Genomic DNA, 20,599 nt, shown 5'->3' on the forward strand with positions numbered 1-20,599 from the left:
CGCCGGGCCGCCCTCCGATTTGACCTGTCGTCTCGATATATATAACATGTGAATACCTGTTCATATGTGCGTCAATGATGCCGCTTGCTATGGTTTCCGCTACTTCGCCTGTCACTTTCGAAGACCGCCCGGTGGAGACGATCGTGCCGTTGGCCGACCTGTTTCGCCTGCTCGGCGACCCGACGCGCTTACGTATCGTGCTCGCGTGCGTCGACGAGCGGCGTGCGGTTGGCGCGATTGCGGAGGGGCTGGGCCTGTCGCCGTCGCTGGTGAGCCATCATCTGCGGCTGTTGCGCGCGGCGCGGATCGTGCGCGCGGAGCGGCAGGGCAAGCAGGTGTTCTATCTTGCCGCCGACCGTCACATCAGCGCGATGCTGGCCGGCATGCTCGAGCATGTGGCTGAGCCAGCCGGCGAATTTCCTGTGGACCCGTCATGAAGAAAACCACCACCCCGAGCCGGGGCGCCGAAGAACGCGAGGATGACCACGCGCCGGTATGGCTTGATGGGGAATTCGACGGGATCGATGGCGAAGATGCGCGGGTCGAGGAGAAGGAGCGCGGTGCTTACGGTCAAGACGGGCATGGCCACGGCGCGGCTCGTTCCGATGCCGACGATGCTCATGAGCGCGGCACGCAGGACCACGCTGCACACGTGCACGGTTCGCACGACGAGGGCGCCGACGCCGGCCACGCTCACAGCCACGATGCAGACAGCCACAGCGGGCAAAGCCACAGTGCATACAGCCACGATAGCCACAGCGGGCAAAGCCACAGTGCATACAGCCACGATAGCGACAGCGGGCAGAGTCACAGTGACCACAGCCACGACAGCCACGACAGCCACGGCCGGCAGAGCCACGACCACAGTCACGATAGCCACGCCGGCCACAAGCACGCCGGCCACAACCACGGCGCCCACAACCACGCCGGCCATCACCACGCCCACGCACCGGTCGCAGGCCACGGCCGCGCCTTCGCACTCGCCGTCGCACTGAACGCAGCGATCGTAGTGGTTCAAGCCGTCTACGGCGTGATCGCGCACTCCACAGCGTTGCTCGCCGACGCCGGCCACAATCTCTCCGACGTGCTCGGCCTGCTGCTCGCCTGGGGCGCAGCCTGGCTCGCCACGCGCCGTCCGTCGGCACGCTATACGTTCGGCTACGGCAGTTCGTCGATCCTGGCGTCGCTCGCCAACGCGGGACTGTTGCTGTTCGCGTGCGGCGTGATCGTCGCCGAAGCGATCGGGCGCCTGATGAGCCCCGCACCGGTCGCGGGATGGGTGGTGTTCGTCGTCGCGACGGTCGGCGTGGTGGTGAACGGCTTCTCGGCGTGGCTGTTCATGCGCGGCCAGAAAGATGACCTGAACATTCGCGGGGCTTTCCTGCATATGGCCGCGGACGCCGGCATCTCCGCCGCGGTCGCGATCAGCGGCCTCGTCATTCTCTATACCAACTGGACGTGGCTCGACCCGGTGATGAGCCTGGCTGTGGTCGCAGTGGTGGTGTATGGCACGTGGGGCCTGCTGCGCGATTCGGTGCGCATGGCGCTCGACGCCGTGCCGCCCGGCGTCGACCTGCAGCATATCCGCGACTATCTCGCCGAACAGCCGGGCGTCACCGACGTGCACGACCTGCATGTATGGGCGTTGTCGACCACCGGCAATGCACTCAGCGCGCATCTGGTGATGCCGGCAGGCCATCCCGGCGACGAGTCGATCGACGGCATCGTCATCACACTGCGCGAACGTTTTTCGATGCAACACGCGACGCTGCAAGTCGACCTCGGCACCACCGAGCATCAATGCCCGATGGATCATCCTCGTGATTGATGCAGCGCACCGTTGAGCGGACTATCGGCGGCGTACACTAGAACGTCCTGTTGTCTCCGGAGTTCCGCATGGACGCTGCCGCACACGATATGTCGCCGGTGCTGATCGTCGGGGCGGGTCCGACCGGGCTCGCCGCGGCGATGAGTCTGGCGCGTGCCCACATCCCCGTGCGTCTGATCGACAAGGCGCTGCAACCGAACCCGTACTCGCGGGCCATCGGCATTCAGGCGCGCACACTCGAGCTGTTTGAACAGCACAGGCTAATCGAGCCGTTTCTCGAACTCGGCCATCGCGCGCGTATCGCCAATCTTTTTTCCAATGGCATGCGTCTCGCGCGTCTCGATTTCGATCCGCTGCGCACCCGCTATCCGTATCTGCTGTTTCTCGATCAATCCGTGACCGAACGTTTGCTGACGGAGCATCTCGCGACGCTCGGCGTGACGGTCGAGCGCGGCGTTGAACTGACGATGTTCTCGCAGGGTTCCGCCAGCATGCAGGCGACGTTGCGGCGGGCAGACGGTCACACGGAGACGATACGTCCGTCGTACATGATCGCCGCTGACGGTGCGCACAGCACGATCCGTCATCGGCTCGGGTTGAGCTTTGTGGGCAACACCTTCGAGCAGACATTCCTGCTTGCCGACGTGCATGCCGAAACCGATTGGCCCGAAGACGAATTCCATATCTTCGCGTCGGGCGAGGGTCTCGTCGCGCTATTTCCGATGGGCCATGGCCGTCATCGTCTGATTGCGGATCATCCAGCCGAACCGGCCACGGTCCCGGCGCCGGCCACGCCCGCCGTGCTCGGTGAACCGCCCCTCAACCAGGTTTCGCCGCCGTCGCTCGCCGAATGCAAGGCGCTGATTGCCCGGCGCGTGCGGGAACGCGTCGACGTGTCGGACCTGGCATGGTCGTCGCGTTTCCATCTGAACAGCAGGATGGTGGAGCGGCTGCGCATCGGCCGCGTTTTCCTCGCGGGGGATGCGGCTCACGTACACAGCCCGGCCGGCGCGCAAGGAATGAACACGGGTATTCAGGAAGCGTTCAATCTCGGCTGGAAACTCGCGCGCGTTCTGAAAGGCGCGGCGCCTGACCGCCTGCTCGATACGTATCACCAGGAGCGGCATCCGATCGAGCGCGACGTGCTGCGGCAAACGGGTTTCATCACGCATATGGCCGAGGCCGATCACGGACCGCTGAAACTGCTACGCGAGCGCGTGATGCCGGTGCTGGCCGCGCTCGGTCCGCTGCGCGATGCGGCGCGTATGACCATCAGCGAGTTGTCGGTCCAGTATCGGCGAAGTCCGCTGACGCTCGAACGTCTGCTTGACGGCGGCCCGCGTGCCGGCGAGCGCGCACCGGATGCGCTGGTGCATGTGGTGGATGGGCCGCTTGGCCGCGCGCCGCGCGTCGGTTGCATTTTCGATCTGCACGATCCGGCGTTCTTCTCGTTGTTCCTGCTGGTCCCGCCGCTGCCCGTCGACGAAACACCACTTGATCCAGCCGCGAAACACGCACCGCCGCCGGACCCGGAACTGGAGCGACTGGCGATCGAAGTCGAGAGATTGTTGCCGGGCGCGGTGCGCATCTGGCGCGTGACCGATACGAGCGGCGAGGGCGGCCCGGCGCTGTCCGAATCCTATGGACGCACGCGGCCGTCGTTCTATCTGGTGCGGCCGGACGGCTACATCAGCGCGCGCGGGCGCACGGGATCCGATCTGCACGGCTTGCTGCGGCACTGCGAAGCGTGGTTCGCGGTGGGTGGGGTGATACCGGAGCAGGCGGCGCTGTGAGGAGGGCCTGCGAGGTACGAGGCGAGCCTGTGAAATTGGCGGATGAAGTGGGTCGGCGAGGCGTGTCCCAGCGCCGCCGACCGCGTGAGCCTCAGATGTGAGCCGCAAGGGACGGGCCGGCGTTGTAAGGCGTCAGCGTGACGAAATGCGAGTTGCGGCCGATGAGGCGCCCCTGACGCGAACTCGCCCTGTGCGTTGCATCCGCCAGCCAAAAGCGGCCTTCGCTTACACCGCAGCCGCAGTCGCTGCAGCCGGCGTCAGCCCGTCACGATGCTTGACGAGCGCTTCCCTAACGATGCCCGACATCTCGATGCCATTCGCGTCCGGCTCATCGAGCGCCGCCAGCAAAGCGCGTCGCATACGCGGCTCCCAGAAGCGGCGGATATGGTCGGCGACGCCGGCGAGCGCTTCTTCGCGATCCGGCATCGAATCGAAAAAATCGCCGATCCGGTTCGCCATGTCGATCAGATTCTGATTGTCCATGGCTTGCCTCACTTACCTGACGTCGCGTTGGCCAACTCGCGCTGCTTCAGCAGATCGAGCTGCTCCGTGTTGAAGCGCGAATAGTCCTGCTGCCATTGCGACGGTTGTTCGACCGGCATCACCTGCACCGCGGTCACCTTGTACTCGGGACAATTGGTGGCCCAGTCCGAGCTATCGGTGGTGATCACGTTCGCGCCCGATTCGGGGAAGTGGAACGTCGTGTAGACGACGCCCGGCTGCATCCGCTCGGTCACCTTCGCGCGCAACACGGTTTGTCCCGCGCGCGATTCGATACCAACCCAGTCGTCGGTCTTGATGCCGCGTTCTTCTGCGTCGTGCGGATGCAACTCCAGCCGGTCTTCGTCATGCCAGCGCGAATTCTCAGTGCGGCGCGTCTGTGCGCCCACGTTGTATTGCGACAGGATGCGACCCGTAGTGAGCAGCAGCGGGAACTTACGCGTGACCTTTTCCGGCGTTGCGATGAATTTCGTAATCACGAACTTACCCTTGCCGCGCACGAAGGTGTCGATGTGCATGGTCGGCGTACCGTCCGGCGCGTTCTCGTTGCAGGGCCACTGGATACTGCCGAGCTCGTCGAGCTTCCTGTACGACACGCCGTGGAAAGTCGGCGTGAGACGCGCGATCTCGTCCATGATTTGCGACGGGTGCGCGTAATCCATCTCGTACCCGAGCGCGCGAGAGAGCATCACCGTGACTTCCCAGTCGGCGTAACCCGGCACCGGTGGCATCACCTTGCGCACGCGCGAGATGCGGCGCTCCGCGTTGGTGAAGGTGCCATCCTTTTCGAGGAACGACGAACCCGGCAGCAGCACATGCGCGTACTTCGCGGTCTCGTTGAGGAAAATGTCCTGCACGACGATGCATTCCATCGACGACAACGCCGCCGAAACGTGATGCGTGTTCGGATCGGACTGCACGATGTCTTCGCCCTGGCAGTACAGGCCCTTGAAGGTGCCGTGCACGGCGGCGTCGAACATGTTCGGAATGCGCAGGCCCGGTTCGGGCTGCAGCGTCACGTTCCATGCTTCTTCAAACAGCGCGCGCGTGATTGAATCGCTGATATGGCGATAGCCGGGCAGTTCGTGCGGGAACGAGCCCATGTCGCACGAACCTTGCACGTTGTTCTGACCGCGCAACGGGTTCACGCCGACACCTTCGCGGCCAATGTTGCCGGTCGCCATCGCGAGATTCGCGATGCCCATCACCATTGTCGAGCCTTGCGCGTGTTCGGTGACGCCGAGGCCGTAATAGATCGCCGCATTGCCGCCGGTAGCATAGATGCGGGCAGCTTCGCGAATGGATGCGGCGGGCACACCGGTGAGTTCTTCTGTCGCTTCCGGCGCGTTCTCGGGCAGGGCGACGAACGCACGCCATTGCTCGAACGCGCGCGTTTCGCAGCGCTCGGCGATGAACGCTTCGTTCAGCAGCCCCTCGGTCACGATCACATGCGCGAGGGCATTGACCACCGCGACGTTGGTGCCCGGACGCAATTGCAAATGATGCGAGGCCTTCACGTGCGGCGTATCGACGATATCGATGCGGCGCGGATCGACGACGATCAGCTTCGCGCCTTCACGGATGCGACGCTTCATACGCGAGCCGAACACCGGGTGGCCGTCGGTCGGGTTTGCGCCGATCACCATGATCACGTCGGCTTTGTCGACGGATGCGAAGGTTTGCGTGCCGGCCGATTCGCCCAACGTGGCCTTCAGGCCGTAGCCGGTCGGCGAGTGGCAGACCCGCGCGCAGGTGTCGACGTTGTTGTTGCCGAACGCGGCGCGCACGAGCTTCTGCACCAGATACGTTTCTTCGTTCGTACAACGCGACGACGTAATGCCGCCGATCGAATCGCGGCCGTGCTTCGCCTGAATGCGGCGGAATTCCGACGCCGCGTAACTGAGCGCCTCTTCCCAGCTGACTTCGCGCCACGGATCGGTGATTTTCGCGCGGATCATCGGCTTGGTAATGCGGTCCTTATGCGTCGCATAGCCCCATGCGAAGCGGCCCTTCACGCACGCGTGCCCTTCGTTGGCCTGGCCGTTCTTGTGCGGCACCATCCGCACGACCTCGTTGCCCTTCATCTCGGCCTTGAACGAGCATCCCACGCCGCAATACGCGCACGTGGTGACCACGGAATGCTCAGCCTGGCCGAGCATGATGACGGTCTTTTCCTGCAAGGTCGCGGTCGGGCACGCGGCGACGCACGCACCGCACGACACGCACTCCGATTCCATGAATGGCTTGTTTTCGCTCGCGGCGACGCGCGATTCGAAACCGCGTCCGGCGATGGTTAGCGCGAACGTGCCTTGCGTTTCTTCGCACGCGCGCACACAGCGATTGCAGACGATGCACTTCGACGGGTCGTACGTGAAGTACGGATTCGATTCGTCCTTCTTGTCCTTCAGGTGGTTCGCACCGTCGAATCCGTAGCGCACTTCGCGCAAGCCGGTGACGCCTGCCATGTCCTGCAGTTCGCAGTCGCCGTTGGCGGGGCAGGTCAGGCAGTCGAGCGGGTGATCGGAGATGTACAGCTCCATCACGTTACGGCGCAGCGACTGCAGACGATCGGTTTGCGTGCGCACCTTCATGCCGGCTTCGACGGGCGTCGTGCACGAAGCGGGGTAGCCGCGCTTGCCTTCGATCTCGACCAGGCACAAACGGCATGAGCCGAACGGTTCGAGCGAATCGGTCGCGCAGAGCTTCGGCACGTTGACGCCGGCTTCGACGGCGGCGCGCATCACTGAAGTGCCGGCCGGAACCGTCACCGCCTGGCCATCGATTTCCAGCGTCACGTCGACGTCGGCATGACGCGCTGGTGTGCCGTAGTCGGTGTCGTCGAAAAACGAACGGGGCGCGCGTTGTTGCGCTTGTGCTTGAGATTTGCACGCGCAGTTCCCGGAGCCGCAGCCGCCCCCCAGGGGGACTTCCTGCGAGGCGCCGGCAGGGGGGGTGAGCACATCGGACATGTGAGGCTCCTGGGTCAGGCCGCAGCCGCTTTGGGCGCGTGGTCGTGTATGTTATCGAGACCGAAGTCTTCGGGGAAATGGTCTAGCGCGGACAGCACCGGGAACGGCGTCATGCCGCCCATCGCGCAGAGCGAACCGGACACCATCGTGTCGCACAGATCGCGCAGCAACTGCACTTGCCGCGTGGACGTATCGCCGTTGCGGATCCGTCCGATCACTTCGACGCCGCGCGTCGAGCCGATCCGGCACGGCGTGCATTTGCCGCACGATTCCAGCGCGCAGAAGTGCATCGCGTATTGCGCGAGTTCGGCGAGATTCGACGTGTCGTCATGCACGACGATGCCGCCGTGGCCGACCACCGCACCGACTGCCGCATACGCCTCGTAGTCCATCGGAATGTCCCACTGGCTCTCCGGCAGATAGGTGCCGAGCGGGCCGCCGACCTGCGCGGCGCGTGCCGGGCGCCCGCTTGCCGTGCCGCCGCCGTAGTCGTATAGCAGTTCACGCAACGTGACGCCGAACGCCAGCTCGACCAGACCGCCTTGCTTTACATTGCCGGCGAGCTGGAACGGCAGCGTGCCGCGCGAGCGACCCATGCCGAAGTCTTTATAGAACGCCGCACCGCGCGCGAAGATGATCGGCACCGTCGCGAGCGTGATGACGTTGTTGATCACAGTCGGCTGGCCGTAGAGGCCCACTAGCGCCGGCACGGGCGGCTTCGCGCGCACAATGCCGCGTTTGCCTTCGAGCGATTCGAGCAGCGCGGTTTCCTCGCCGCAGACATAAGCGCCCGCGCCTTTCGCCACGAACAGTTCGAAGCGATGCGCCGTCGAGCCGAGCACACTGTCGCCGAGCCAGCCGGCGGCGCGCGCTTTGGCAATCGCCGCTTCGAGCGTCGCGATCGAGTGCGGATATTCGCTGCGTACGTAGATATAGCCGACCGTCGCGCCCGTTACGATGCCCGCGATGATCATCCCTTCGATCAGCACGTACGGGTCGCTTTCCATCACGAGGCGGTCGGAGAAGGTGCCGGAGTCGCCTTCGTCCGCATTGCAGACGATGTATTTCTGCGCCGCTTTGGCGCCGCGCACCGTGCGCCATTTAATGCCGGCGGGGAAGGCTGCGCCGCCGCGACCGCGCAGGCCGGATTCGATCAGCGCTTCGCAGGCGGCGTCGCCGTCTGTTTGCAAGGCTTGCTTGAGACCTTCGAGGCCGCCGTGAGCAATGTAATCGTCGACGGAAAGCGGATCGGTGATGCCGATGCGCGCAAAGGTCAAGCGCTGTTGCTTCTTCAGATACGGTATTTCATCGACTACGCCGACACGGCGGGCGTGCTCGCCGCCTTCGATAAAGCCGGCGTCGAACAGCGCTGCAACGTCGCTCTCTTCGACGTTCGCATAGCCGACGCGGCCTTGCGCCGTCGCAACTTCGACGAGCGGTTCGAGCCACAGCAAACCGCGCGAACCGTTGCGAACCAGTTCGATTTCAACGCCGCGGCGTGCGGCTTCGGATTCGATGGCTTGAGCCAGGGCGTCGGCGCCGAGCGCAAGCGCCGACGAATCGCAGGGAACGTAAATGCGCGTCATGCCGTTACCTCCACGCATTTGTTGGCGGCGGCGAAGAGTGCGTCAAACTTTTGCGGCGTGACTTTCGCGTGCAGCGTGCCGTTGAGCATCAGCGCCGGCGACAGTGCGCACTGGCCGAGGCAATACACCGATTCCAGTTCGACCGTCGCACCATGCCGATGCTCCGCGTCAAAACGGCAGCCGGTGTGCGCCTCGATATGCTGCGCGAGCGCCTCTGTACCCATGCTGCGGCATGCTTCGGCGCGGCACAGTTGCACGGTGACGGGCGCCGCGGGCTGCGTGCGGAAGTGGTGGTAATAGGTGATGACGCCGTGTACTTCCGCCCGCGACAGGTTCATGGCGCGCGCGAGCGGTGCGACCGTGTCGGGCGGCACGTAGCCGAGTTCGTCCTGAATGGCGTGCAGTACCGCTAGCAGCGACATGCCCGGCTGCGCGTGACGCTGCACGAGCGGCTCCGGCGCGACGGCGATGGAATTGTCCAAGTGGGGCTCCTCCAAAGTCATATATGCACTTGTTATTCATAATGCGTGCACTTATGCTTCGTATATTCGATATGGGATAGCCGAACAATAGGCGGGTGATACGCCTCGTGCAATAGGAAAGAGTTGAACATATATGATCAGGATCGAGTGCCAGGCGCAGCTGGTTGTGAAGGGCCCTGACGGCCGTGAGGCCAGCCTGTCGGACGTGGTGCCGCTGCTCGCGCTGGTAAACGAATCCGGCAGCATCGCGCAGGCAGCGACGCTTAAGGGTTTGTCCTACCGTCACGCGTGGGGTTTGTTGCGCAGCATTGAGGAGCGTTTGGGTGGTCCGCTGATCGCGAAGGAGCGTGGGCGCGGTTCAGTGCTGTCCGAGCTCGGCCAGGCCGTGTTGCGCGCGCAGCGTCTGTGCGGCGAGCGGCTCGACGGCAACATGCAGGCGCTCGCGAGCGAAGTCGCCAGCGAACTGAACCGCTGGCTCGCACCACCCGCCGACGACGTGCGGATCTACGCGTCGCACGGTTACGCCGTGGCGGCGCTGGTGACGGCGCTGGTCGCGAACGATCTGCCGGTCGATATCAAATACCGCGACAGCGCGGACGCGGTTAGCGCGCTCGCCCGTGGCGAATGCGATCTGGCTGGTTTCCACTTGCCGCTAGGCGAGTTTCGTACGGCATGCGCCGATACATATCGACGCTGGCTTGATCCGCAGCGGCACGTGCTCGTGCATCTGACGAGGCGCAAGCAGGGTCTCTTTCTCGGCAAAGGTAATCCAAAGGGAATCAGCGGCCTGAGCGACCTCGCGCGCGACGATATTCGCTTCGTCAATCGTCAGCCCGGTTCCGGTACACGCATGCTGCTGGATCTCGCGCTACGAAAAGTCGGGGTCGATCCGGACCGGGTCAACGGTTATGCGTCGGCGGAACTCACGCATTCGGCGATCGCGGCGTTCGTGGCAAGCGGCATGGCGGATGTGGGTTTCGGCGTCGAGCCGGCGGCGCATCACTTTGGGCTCGACTTCATTCCGATCGTCGACGAAGACTATTACTTCGCCTGCGACCGCGCCCGGCTGGAGCGCGCGCCGCTCGCAACGGTAATTGGCTTGCTGCGCGGCGCCGCGTTTCGGCATGGCGTCGAACAGCTTGAAGGTTACGATCCGCGCGACTGCGGCAAGCTGCTCGATCTCGATGTGGGACTTGGCCCAACTACCGCGTAAGCAACTGTAAACAATTTGGTGCCGTCGCCGCTGCGGGGGGCGGCTGTTTGGGATAATCTCTAGCCTTCCGCTTACGCCTTAACCGCGCGCTCTGCCGCGCTGAATCGATATGAAAGTTCTTCTTCACGCATGTGCTGCGGTAGTGACGGCCGGTACGCTTCTCGCCACCGTTCCGGTTGCCTTCGCACAGAATTCGCCGGGTGTGCCGGGCGGTATCTTGCAAGATCAGTTCCGTCTCGCCGAACATCCGCAGATGCCGTTTGCGGCGTCGGCGCCCTCGGACAAATACCAGTCCAACAAAAAGTCAGCCATGCGCAAGCGCGGCGACAACGGCGATCCGAACGGGTGTAATTTGCAGTGTCCTAAAGACGAATAGGCGCGCGGGTCGGCGCTTTCGCGTTCCGGTTTTGTATTTCACTTTTGGATTTGCTCGAGACGCCGGCATGCTGCCGGCGTCTTTCGTTTGAGGCGCTTTATCTGGCCGTCTGATCTGGCCTCGTCGTTCAGCGGCTATCGGTTATGGCTTTGCCGTATGCCACATGTCCTTGAAGCCGTCCCCTTTCATTTCTCCCGCCTGCTTGTCTGCCGCGTAGCGATATAGCGGATGGCCTTTGTATGCCCATTGCTGTTTGCCGTCCGCGGAGGGGATCAGGGTCCAGTCGCCTGACGGCTTGTCCGACGGGCTCGCCATGGCCGCCGGCCAGTAGCTCATGCAGCCGCCGGTGCAGGCGCTCACGCCGGGCGTGGTGTCTTTATCGAAGGTATAGAGCGTCATGCCGTCCGCGGTGACGAAGCGGCCGTCGACGATCTTCGGGGCTTCGGCAAAGGCGGTCTGTTGCAGTGCGAGGAGAGTCAGCGTGGAGAGGCAGAAGAGAGTCTTGCGCATGATGTCGGCTCCTGATTTTGGTGTTGGTCTCGCGCGGAACGCGGCGTGCGGGCGCGCGTGCGGAATAAACGATCGACGGGATGCGTTTATTCCCTTGGTTTCGCGTGGCCTGCTGGAACAGCGCCGCCCATTGATGGAAGCGCGGGCGGCGAATGTTCTTCCGCATGCGAAGTGGCGAACGCTACATTAGCTGCGCACGATTGAGCCCGCGGGACCCACTGTATTCTTTCTATCTTAGGCTGGCGGTTGGGTCGCGTAGTGAAATCCCATTGCAGCAACGATAGGCACAATAAGAAGCTGTGCAAGAACAATCACCTTATAAGCTTTCGCGTGCCGAATATTTTCACGAAGCCCGCAAATTATTGTTAGAAGATTCAGGGTTGCGACGATCCATACCAACCCGGATGGATCGTCGGAAAGTGCTGAAAATATTGCCTTCAAATTTCCACTCAATTGTTGAACCCCATGAAGTTCCATCTGTAATTATCAAAATACTTAATATAGTCAGATTTTATGCTTCCAGTCATCGAATTTCGATAGTCCCATCCATTCCAGTCTTGTAAAACGCGCCTATCTCAATCGGGAGCCCGGCGTAGGGAGGCTGTTGTGGGTCGGCGGCATTGCGGCCTAATATTTTGTTAATCCAGGTTATCGGCCTATGAATTGTATCGTCGGAATTCCCTTGATAGATATTGATTGCGTCCTTCGATGTGCTAACGACGAGTTGGATGTGATGCGCTAGCCGCCGGGACATTTGCCCCTTCAAATCCTTCGTCAACGCCAAAATATCGCCCGGCCTAAGGTCGTCCACATTGGGGAGGGAAATAGAGTTTGAGTTGATTCGCTGCATATCGGGTGCGCCATAGGTTAGCTCCACCATGTCAGCGAAACCATACATGCTGGAATCGTATTTTCCATGCGCCGGTTGACCGTAGACCTCCATATTCCTGTATGTGCGCACACCATCAACAAGCTTTATCGGCAAGCCTTTTGAAGCTGCATACTGAATAAGAAGTCGAACTGCAAAATCCTCACATGTGAACCTATTGGAATGGATATCGCCACCTTTGGACCGATATTTCTCCGTGCGAATTTGCTCGGCAAGTTCAGGTGCGGAAGCCTGATAATCGGCGACATCTGCAACTGTCCATTTTCGAGTTGTTTTCCAGAATACTTTGAGTTTGACGATGTGAGGCCGCGTATCTGCCTTCGGCGTCAGCGGGGCGGAAATTGTTGTTGGCGTCATTGTTTTATACAGGCAAGAAGCAATTTAATAGAGCCGCCGTCACGGCCTTCAATGTTTGGCATTTTGCCTTCAGGTGTCGTCGTGACTTCCTGAGTTTCGCCAGCTGGGTTTTGAACTTGAACGAGGGCTCCCGCAATGGGATTGCCATTCTGATCGAGCAGTTGGAAATACCGATCGTAAGCTTGTAGGTCTATTGACTCATTGGTTGGGCTAACTGTTGAAGCGCTGCTCGTCGCCGCCGAACCGTAGTCTGAATTGATAAAGTACCCAGGATTATTACCGACGATCACCCGATTCTTTCCACATGAACAGAGTACCGAATCACCGTCGACAACAACGTTGCGCCCCTTGTCGGATATTCCTTTGCCCGTTCCAAATATCCTGTGGGTTCCCTTGCAGTTGCCGCAGGTCGCCACGTCTCCATCCAGCGCGATCTTTTTCCCGTGGTCGGTGATCCGGGTTGAGCTGCCGATGACTATGCCGCCTGTTGTCGTCGGATCGCCGTCCCGTACCGCAGCCTTACGCATGGACACTCCCTTCAGCCGCGGCGGCGCTCTCAGGCAGCGCATAGGTCGGATCAAACAAGGGAGGAATCAGCTCGCCGTCGCAGACCAACAGGCCATGCAATGTTTGTGCGATCGTGTCGCCGTTGCTCAGACGCAGATCAACCGGCGTGAGCGTTTTGTTTTTCTGCTGTTCCAGCATGCTGGAGCCTCCTTCTGGATTGAGCCGCTTGTATTGGTGCTGCCAGCTTCCGCTGGACAGGAGGCGTCACGGCCCCGGATACGCCACCCCAACACGTACCCTGCTCAATATCCCCGCGTGGGGCTATCAGAGCCATCTGAAAAACGAGCTGACACTTCAAAGGTTTTGGGGCGCTGTAAGTCGACCACGCGACGCAAGTGTGATCGGCCGCAGTCGATTTTGATTCGTTGCCAAAGAACCAGGCGAAGGGGGGCGCACTCTCAAAGCGCTGTCTCGATCACTTTGCAAGCTACCGCTGCGCGTGGTAATGAGCACCGATCTTTCACAAATAAAAAACCGACCGTTGCGAGGTCGGTTTTCATGCCGGTCTTTCTCTGTTGTCAATTTGCTGGCCGACGCGCCGTGGCACGTACATGTCGGTGCTCAATGCGACACGGTTCACCGAGAACGCGACACCGTTGTCGCGCCGCTATTATCAGAATGGGAGCCACGCGGGGTTTATCACGTACGCGTCGAGCCCGGCGTAAAACCGACGGGATGTTGACGATTTGCGGGTGGCGCGGAAGAGCTCGAAGGGGTTTGGCAATTTCTGGAGCCTGTTTATGTAGGCACTAAACGGGAAGAAAGACGGTATTCAGATCATTCCGGTTGCAGAGATGACAGCGAACGACGAGTTCTGGAATATCAAGAACGTGACCCGGTGAGCAGTTTCAATCGTGCCTTTCTTGTCCGTTGCAGAACTTCGAGCGCCTCCGGAGGTTCGATCAAACTGAACGGCCGGCCACCGATGTAGGGGAAGACATGAACGTCCAGGCGCCGCAGGTTGCGTTTTGCGTGCGATTCCTATTGGTCGGCCGTGAACTTCGTGTGCCATTCGCGAGCGACCGCCTCGAACGAATTTTCCGCGTTTGTCGCTGCCGAGCGCTTCTTGGCCTTTCTGACTTTCCCTAGGTCCACGCCGTTGGCGAGTTTCTCTTTTGCGGTTTCACGTTTCTCGCGTGCTTCCTTCAAAGTTACTGTTGGATATACGCCGAGGGCCAGTAGCTTTTCCTTGCCGCCGTGCCGTTATTTCAGGCGCCAGTAGCGCGAATCATTGGGACGCACCTCAAGGTACATACCGCCGCCATCGGCGAGCTTGTACTTCTTGTCGCGTGGCATGCTCCTGCGGATTTCTGCGTCTGACAGCGGCATCGTCAACCTGTTGAATAGTGTCGTGGGAGTACAAGGTATTCGCGACGGCAGAGGTACCGCCAGAAATACCCCCGGGTATCCCGGATTAGTCAGGACAATGATAGATGGGTCAGGAAAAGAAAAACCCCGCGAACCTTGAGTTGGCGGGGTTTTTCGAACATCCTGAGCTGGATCAGGATTACGTGTTGGTGGAGGCGGCGGGAATCGAACCCGCGTCCAGAAGCACTCTACGACTAGTTCTACATACTTAGTTCTGTCATTTGATTTAACCACCACGACGCGGACGAACACGCTGCGTGACGGCGATTCACTAGATTTTCGACCTTGGCGTCGTGACGCCGCCAAGACTTAACTGACGTATATGACCTCTGTCGGTATTGCTACCGGTCTTGCGACTCTAGCCCGTCAGTGAACTAGGCAGAGGACGGCGGCCCTTAGGCTGCCAGTGCGAACGTTTCGTCGTTTGCAGTTACGTTTTTCCCATTGATTAACGAGGTGACGGGTCCTCGGTATGCCCTAGCCGCTTCGCAACCCCTGTCGAAACCAGGTCGCCCCCGCGGTTCGTTGCCCAATACTGATGGGCCAGCGAAGATTTTACAATAGTTTAACGGCCGCGTCCTGGCTGATTGCCTTCTTGTCTTGCCACCCCCGGCGCACTGCGGCACTGGCGCGGCGAAGCGGCAAGACGCTGTATTTCGTCGCGTGCGCCGTGTCTGCCGTGTTCGCTTATGCGCTCAGCCGATATCGCGCAGCAGCTTCTGCAATTCAGCGGGCGATTGCACGACATGCTGCGCGTGCCATTGCGTCGGCGGAATGTCGTTGCCGCAGTAACCGTAGGCCGCCGCGATGGTCTTCATGCCGGCCGCGAAACCCGCCTGCACATCGCGCAAGTCGTCGCCGACGTAGATGATGCGTTCCGGCACCACATCCAGCTCGCGCGCGGCGTGCAACAGGGGCGCGGGGTGCGGCTTCGAATGCGGGGTCGTGTCGCCGCTCACCACGCAGCCCGCGCGTTCCTCGAGGCCCAGTTGCGCGATCAGCGGCTCGGTGAGCCTTGCCACCTTGTTCGTCACGATGCCCCAGCGCACGCCCCGTGCGTCGAGATCGTCGAGCAATTCGGGGATGCCGGGGAACAGCGTGGTCTCGATGCACAAGTCTGCTTCGTAGTTGGCGAGAAACTCCTCGCGCATTGACGCGAACTCGTGATCATCGGGGCCGATGCCGAAGGCCCCGCCGATCAGCCCGCGCGCGCCCGCTGACGCGAGCGGCCGCAGGTCTTCGAGCGGCACCATCTCGAGGCTGCGATCATGGCGCATTTTGTTGACGGCGGCCGCCAGGTCGGGCGCGGTGTCGGCCAGCGTGCCGTCGAGGTCGAACAGGACAGCCTGGCAAAGACCGAGCGCGTCGTCGTTGTCTTCGCGTTGGGGCAGGGGCGTGGGATCGCTCATTGATTGGATTAAGTCCGGGCAGGTCGGGGCGGATCAGACGTCGCGGCGGCAGGCGAGCATGTAGTTCACGCTCGCGTCGGCGGACAGCGTGAAATGCTTGCTGAGCGGGTTATAGACGATACCTTTGATGTCGACTGTACGCAGGCCGGCCGCGCGCACGAAGCTCGCCAATTCAGACGGACGGATGAAGCGCGCATAGTCGTGTGTACCCTTGGGCAGCATCCGCGCGATATATTCGGCGCCGATCACCGCGAACAGATACGACTTCACATTGCGGTTCAGCGTGGAGAAGAACACCCAGCCGCCCGGTTTCACCAGCGTCTTGCATGCCTCGACGATGGCGGCCGGTTCGGGCACGTGCTCGAGCATTTCCATGCAGGTGACGACGTCGTAAGTGCCCGGTTCGCGGGCGGCCAGTGCTTCAGCGGCGATTTCTTCGTAACTAACGGTTACCCCGCTTTCAAGACTGTGAAGATCCGCCACGCCGAGCGCCTGGCTCGACAGGTCGATTCCCTTCACGTGCGACCCCAATCCCGCCATCGATTCCGTCAGAATGCCGCCGCCGCAGCCGATATCCAACACGGTTTTACCGGCGAGATGCGCGTGCGCATCGATCCAGCTCAGACGAATCGGATTGAGTTCATGCAGCGGTTTGAATTCGGCATTCGGGTCCCACCAACGATGCGCGAGGTCGCTAAATTTCTGCAGTTCGTGGGGATCGGCGTTGGTCATAGCGGAAGCTGCCTCGATGAGAGCGTTGAGCGGGCGCTCGAGGATAAACCCTGAGTATATAGGCCGAGCGACGGGGCGGCAAAATGCCGCGCGGGGGCTGGCGCGTCTGTTCCCGCAGATCGGGCGCGCACTCGGAGGAGAAGGCGAGCGGCGCCCGTAGCAGCGGCATAAAAAAAGCCCCGCCGAAGCGGGGCTTTTATACTGCGGTAATTTGTAGCTTATTGCTTCGAAGTACCGACAACTTCGACTTCCACGCGACGATCCGGTGCGAGGCAAGCGACGAGTTGCTTGTGGTTCTTCTGGTTGCAACCGGTCGTGACCGGGTTGCGCTTGCCCTTGCCTTCCGTATAGATACGGTTGGCTTCGATGCCCTTGCTGACGAGGTACGACTTCACAGCTTGAGCGCGGCGCAGCGACAGACGGTCGTTGTACTTGTCCGAACCGATACGGTCCGTGTAACCCGTTGCGACGATGACTTCCAGGTTCAGCGCGCCGACCTTAGATGCCAGATCGTCCAGCTTTTCCTTGCCAGCCGGCTTCAGGATAGCCTTGTCGAAGTCGAACAGCGCGTCAGCTTGATACGTAATCTTTTGGCTCGTAATAGCCGGTGCAGGTGCGACCGGAGCCGGCGGGGTCGGAGCCTGGGCAACCAGGGCGCCATCGCACTTAGCGTTGGCCGTTGCCGGCGTCCAGAATGCATCGCGCCAGCAAAGCTCGTTCGTGCCGTTCATCCACACGTATTCGCCGGTACCATTCACCCAGTTGTCGTTCGTAGCTTGTCGCGACGCCGGCACCGATTGTGCCATGGCGGATGCAGCCATAACTGCGGTAGCTGCAATGAACGCGAGCTTTGAAAGTTTATTCATATTTCTCCTCTCGAAATTGAGATTACCGCAGGTTTACTGCGAGCCTGTTGACGAAGACAAGTCATACATTGCTCGAAGTATAACATCGGTGTAGAACAAAAAACGTGCTGTGTAGACTTCGAGCAGTGTCTAACTCTTTGTGCGTTGGCATTTTGCCATATCGTTCCCTTCCAACGATAAAAAAATCTGTCCCCGATCAAATCGCCCTCCAATTGTGGTGCATGCGCAACAGAAGCAATCCGCTGAAGGCACCGCCAGTCATGGCTGAGCGGCGGATTGCCCCACGCACAAATCGAGCCTGCCCCGAGTTGCTAGCGGGGCGTTCAGGCGCCGTTACCGCTCGCCTGCTAATAGGTATACGTACCCCAGTCGGGAGCGGATGCGCGCCATGTTAGAATCGCGTGATGCGTTGCGCCTGCAATGCTTACGCGAAGGCGCGGCGAATTGAAGTTAAGCCGTCGCCTTGGCACGTAAAAGATACGGATAATGGATCAATTCGCCAAAGAGACTCTGCCAATCTCCCTAGAGGAGGAAATGCGCCGTTCGTATCTCGATTACGCGATGAGCGTGATCGTGGGGCGTGCGCTTCCCGATGTTCGCGATGGCCTGAAGCCGGTGCACCGGCGCGTGCTGTACGCGATGCACGAACTGAATAACGACTGGAACCGGGCTTACAAGAAGTCGGCGCGTATTGTCGGCGACGTTATCGGTAAATATCACCCGCACGGTGACACGGCTGTCTACGACACCATTGTCCGGATGGCGCAGAATTTCTCGCTGCGCTACATGCTGGTTGACGGTCAGGGCAACTTCGGTTCGGTCGACGGCGACAACGCCGCGGCGATGCGGTACACCGAAATCCGCATGGCAAAGATTGGCCACGAACTGCTGGCCGACATCGACAAGGAAACAGTCGACTTCACGCCGAACTACGACGGCAGCGAAAACGAACCGGCCATCCTGCCAGCGCGTATTCCCAATCTGCTGATCAATGGCTCGTCCGGTATTGCGGTCGGCATGGCGACCAACATCCCGCCGCACAACCTCAACGAGGTTGTCGACGCGTGTCAGCATCTGCTGAAAAACCCGGAAGCCACGATTGACGAACTGATCGAGATCATTCCGGCGCCTGACTTCCCGACCGCCGGCATCATCTACGGTGTGGCCGGCGTTCGCGACGGCTATCGCACCGGCCGCGGCCGCGTGGTGATGCGCGCGCTCACGCACTTCGAGGAAATCGACCGCGGTCAACGCATGTCGATCATCGTCGACGAGTTGCCGTACCAGGTGAACAAGCGCTCACTTCTGGAGCGCATCGCCGAACTGGTCAACGAGAAGAAGCTCGAAGGCATCTCCGACATCCGCGACGAATCCGACAAGAGCGGGATGCGCGTCGTGATCGAGCTGAAGCGCGGCGAAGTGCCGGAAGTCGTTCTCAACAATCTGTATAAGGCGACCCAGCTCCAGGACACCTTCGGCATGAACATGGTCGCGCTCGTCGACGGCCAGCCGAAGCTGCTGAACCTGAAGGAAATGCTGTCGTGCTTCCTGTCGCATCGCCGGGAAGTGCTGACGCGGCGCACTGTATACGAACTGCGCAAGGCGCGCGAACGCGGTCATGTGCTCGAAGGTCTGGCAGTCGCGCTCGCCAACATCGACGAGTTCATCGCGATCATCAAGGCCGCGCCTACGCCGCCGATCGCCAAGCAGGAATTGATGGCGCGTCCGTGGGATTCGTCGCTGGTACGCGAAATGTTGTCGCGCGCCGAGACGGAAAACGCGTCGGCCGGCGGTCGAGAGGCTTATCGTCCGGAGGGTTTGAACCCGTCCTTCGGCATGCAGTCCGACGGCCTCTACCGCTTGTCCGACACCCAGGCTCAGGAAATCTTGCAGATGCGTCTGCAACGCCTGACGGGTCTGGAGCAGGACAAGATCATCGGCGAGTACCGCGAAGTGATGGCGCAAATCGCCGACCTGCTGGACATTCTGGCTCGCCCGGAACGCATTACGGCGATCATCGTCGGCGAACTGACGTCGATCAAGGCCGAATTCGGCGACGCGCGCCGCTCGAAGATCGAGCTGAACGCAACCGAGCTGAATACCGAAGACCTGATTACGCCGCAAGAGATGGTCGTGACCATGTCGCACGCCGGCTATGTGAAATCGCAGCCGTTGTCGGAATATAGCGCGCAGAAGCGGGGTGGTCGCGGCAAACAGGCCACGGCGATGAAAGAAGACGACTGGATCGACACGCTGTTCATCGCGAACACGCACGATCACATTCTGTGCTTCTCGAATCGTGGTCGCGTCTACAGCGTGAAGGTCTACGAAGTGCCGCAAGGTTCGCGGAACTCACGCGGCCGTCCGATCGTAAATATCTTCCCGCTTCAGGATGGCGAGAAGATTACGGTTGTCTTGCCGGTAAAGGAATTCTCGGCTGACAAATTCGTCTTTATGGGCACCGCGTTAGGAACCGTAAAAAAGACGCCGTTGGAAGCCTTCGGCCGCGTGTTGCGCAAAGGTATTATTGCGGTCGGTCTGGATGACGGCGACTACCTGATCGGCGCTGCCATTACAGATGGCCAGCACGACGTGATGCTGTTCTCGGATTCGGGCAAGGCAGTGCGTTTCGACGAGAACGACGTCCGTCCGATGGGCCGTGAAGCGCGTGGTGTGCGCGGCATGCAACTCGAAGACGGTCAGAACGTGATCGCGTTGCTGGTGGCGGGCGACGAGCAGCAGTCGGTGCTGACCGCAACCGAAAACGGCTACGGCAAGCGCACGCCGATCACCGAGTACACGCGTCACGGGCGCGGTACGAAGGGAATGATCGCGATCCAGACGTCGGAGCGGAACGGCAAGGTCGTCGCCGCGACGCTGGTGGATCAGGAGGCGCAGATCATGCTGATCACCAATACGGGCGTGCTGATTCGTACGCGCGTATCGGAAATTCGGGAAATGGGGCGCGCAACCCAAGGTGTTACACTCATCAGCCTTGACGAAGGGACCAAGCTTTCAGGTCTGCAACAGGTTGCTGAGGCGGAGGCGGATATCGATGTGGAAGGCGACACCGAAGGTCCTGCCGAAGGCGACAACGGCGGTGAAGACGGTGGTGCGGCCTGATCCGCGTCGGCAGCTTTCAGTCTCAGTTAT

The 20,599-nt window shown here is 61.0% G+C and carries 18 protein-coding genes, 1 other RNA gene and 2 pseudogenes; 7 read left to right on the top strand and 14 right to left on the bottom strand.

Annotation, left to right across the window (positions count from 1 at the left end; genetic code table 11):
* The first annotated feature begins 89 nt into the window (after positions 1–89).
* The 3 genes from HHL24_RS21140 (at position 90) to HHL24_RS21150 (ending at position 3,621) form a co-directional block, all read left to right on the top strand.
* Positions 90–437 (top strand): ArsR/SmtB family transcription factor, encoded by a 348-nt coding sequence (locus tag HHL24_RS21140; RefSeq protein ID WP_169487357.1) that lies wholly within the window; start codon positions 90–92, stop codon positions 435–437.
* Positions 434–1,828 (top strand): cation diffusion facilitator family transporter, encoded by a 1,395-nt coding sequence (locus tag HHL24_RS21145; RefSeq protein ID WP_230417523.1) that lies wholly within the window; start codon positions 434–436, stop codon positions 1,826–1,828. Before HHL24_RS21140 ends, HHL24_RS21145 begins: the two co-directional genes overlap by 4 nt.
* A gap of 68 nt (positions 1,829–1,896) precedes the next feature.
* Positions 1,897–3,621: an FAD-dependent monooxygenase gene (locus tag HHL24_RS21150; protein WP_169487358.1), complete on the top strand. Its 1,725-nt coding sequence runs from the start codon at positions 1,897–1,899 to the stop codon at positions 3,619–3,621.
* 225 nt (positions 3,622–3,846) lie between these two features.
* Here HHL24_RS21150 and HHL24_RS21155 read toward each other — a convergent pair whose 3' ends face one another.
* The 4 genes from HHL24_RS21155 to HHL24_RS21170 are packed head-to-tail and all read right to left on the bottom strand — an operon-like array spanning position 3,847 to position 9,159.
* Positions 3,847–4,104 carry a formate dehydrogenase subunit delta gene (locus HHL24_RS21155; RefSeq protein ID WP_169487359.1) on the bottom strand — a complete coding sequence of 86 codons (258 nt, stop codon included), beginning with the start codon at positions 4,102–4,104 and terminating at the stop codon, positions 3,847–3,849.
* Between the two features lie 8 nt (positions 4,105–4,112).
* Entirely contained in the window at positions 4,113–7,091 is a 2,979-nt protein-coding gene (gene fdhF, locus HHL24_RS21160) for a formate dehydrogenase subunit alpha (protein WP_169487360.1), read from the bottom strand.
* Between the two features lie 14 nt (positions 7,092–7,105).
* Positions 7,106–8,677, bottom strand: coding sequence for a formate dehydrogenase beta subunit (locus tag HHL24_RS21165; RefSeq protein ID WP_169487361.1), 1,572 nt, complete (start codon positions 8,675–8,677; stop codon positions 7,106–7,108).
* Positions 8,674–9,159, bottom strand: a complete 486-nt coding sequence (locus HHL24_RS21170) for an NAD(P)H-dependent oxidoreductase subunit E (protein ID WP_169487362.1) — start codon at positions 9,157–9,159, stop codon at positions 8,674–8,676. The genes HHL24_RS21165 and HHL24_RS21170 overlap by 4 nt, the downstream gene beginning before the upstream one ends.
* 133 nt (positions 9,160–9,292) lie before the next feature.
* Here HHL24_RS21170 and HHL24_RS21175 point away from each other — a divergent pair, with 133 nt between their 5' ends.
* Positions 9,293–10,372, top strand: coding sequence for a substrate-binding domain-containing protein (locus tag HHL24_RS21175; protein WP_169487363.1), 1,080 nt, complete (start codon positions 9,293–9,295; stop codon positions 10,370–10,372).
* 109 nt (positions 10,373–10,481) lie between these two features.
* Positions 10,482–10,748, top strand: a complete 267-nt coding sequence (locus HHL24_RS21180) for a hypothetical protein (protein WP_169487364.1) — start codon at positions 10,482–10,484, stop codon at positions 10,746–10,748.
* A gap of 141 nt (positions 10,749–10,889) precedes the next feature.
* Here the strand turns inward: HHL24_RS21180 and HHL24_RS21185 are convergent, their stop codons facing one another.
* The 4 genes from HHL24_RS21185 to HHL24_RS21200 all read right to left on the bottom strand — a co-directional run bounded on the left by HHL24_RS21185 (position 10,890) and on the right by HHL24_RS21200 (position 13,209).
* Positions 10,890–11,258, bottom strand: coding sequence for a COG4315 family predicted lipoprotein (locus HHL24_RS21185; protein ID WP_169487365.1), 369 nt, complete (start codon positions 11,256–11,258; stop codon positions 10,890–10,892).
* 523 nt (positions 11,259–11,781) lie between these two features.
* Complete coding sequence (locus tag HHL24_RS21190; RefSeq protein WP_169487366.1) at positions 11,782–12,504, bottom strand: hypothetical protein; 723 nt, start codon at positions 12,502–12,504, stop codon at positions 11,782–11,784.
* Positions 12,501–13,031 carry a PAAR domain-containing protein gene (locus HHL24_RS21195; RefSeq protein ID WP_169487367.1) on the bottom strand — a complete coding sequence of 177 codons (531 nt, stop codon included), beginning with the start codon at positions 13,029–13,031 and terminating at the stop codon, positions 12,501–12,503. The genes HHL24_RS21190 and HHL24_RS21195 overlap by 4 nt, the downstream gene beginning before the upstream one ends.
* On the bottom strand, positions 13,024–13,209 hold the full coding sequence (locus HHL24_RS21200) for a hypothetical protein (protein WP_169487368.1): 186 nt from the start codon (positions 13,207–13,209) through the stop codon (positions 13,024–13,026). Before HHL24_RS21200 ends, HHL24_RS21195 begins: the two co-directional genes overlap by 8 nt.
* A gap of 410 nt (positions 13,210–13,619) precedes the next feature.
* Here HHL24_RS21200 and HHL24_RS44090 point away from each other — a divergent pair.
* Positions 13,620–13,907, top strand: a pseudogene (locus HHL24_RS44090) (phage portal protein); the annotation flags it as partial.
* Here the strand turns inward: HHL24_RS44090 and HHL24_RS45090 are convergent.
* From HHL24_RS45090 to ompA, 6 genes and pseudogenes are all read right to left on the bottom strand, one after another.
* Positions 13,894–14,040 (bottom strand): annotated as a pseudogene (locus HHL24_RS45090) (integrase); the annotation flags it as partial. The pseudogenes HHL24_RS44090 and HHL24_RS45090 sit on opposite strands and share 14 nt — an antisense overlap.
* Before the next feature lie 12 nt (positions 14,041–14,052).
* Positions 14,053–14,220 (bottom strand): hypothetical protein, encoded by a 168-nt coding sequence (locus tag HHL24_RS45095; RefSeq protein ID WP_169487369.1) that lies wholly within the window; start codon positions 14,218–14,220, stop codon positions 14,053–14,055.
* 366 nt (positions 14,221–14,586) lie between these two features.
* Positions 14,587–14,956: a transfer-messenger RNA gene (ssrA, locus tag HHL24_RS21215) on the bottom strand.
* A gap of 178 nt (positions 14,957–15,134) precedes the next feature.
* Positions 15,135–15,848, bottom strand: coding sequence for an HAD-IA family hydrolase (locus HHL24_RS21220; protein WP_169487371.1), 714 nt, complete (start codon positions 15,846–15,848; stop codon positions 15,135–15,137).
* 33 nt (positions 15,849–15,881) lie between these two features.
* Entirely contained in the window at positions 15,882–16,580 is a 699-nt protein-coding gene (gene ubiG / locus HHL24_RS21225; protein ID WP_169487372.1) for a bifunctional 2-polyprenyl-6-hydroxyphenol methylase/3-demethylubiquinol 3-O-methyltransferase UbiG, read from the bottom strand.
* A gap of 218 nt (positions 16,581–16,798) precedes the next feature.
* Positions 16,799–17,446, bottom strand: a complete 648-nt coding sequence (gene ompA / locus HHL24_RS21230) for an outer membrane protein OmpA (protein ID WP_169487373.1) — start codon at positions 17,444–17,446, stop codon at positions 16,799–16,801.
* A gap of 486 nt (positions 17,447–17,932) precedes the next feature.
* On the opposite strand from ompA, the gene gyrA reads away from it, so the two are divergent.
* Positions 17,933–20,569: a DNA gyrase subunit A gene (gene gyrA / locus HHL24_RS21235; protein ID WP_169487374.1), complete on the top strand. Its 2,637-nt coding sequence runs from the start codon at positions 17,933–17,935 to the stop codon at positions 20,567–20,569.
* Positions 20,570–20,599: the final 30 nt, after the last annotated feature.

Source organism: Paraburkholderia polaris (assembly GCF_012927345.1).
Taxonomy (GTDB): Bacteria; Pseudomonadota; Gammaproteobacteria; order Burkholderiales; family Burkholderiaceae; genus Paraburkholderia; species Paraburkholderia polaris.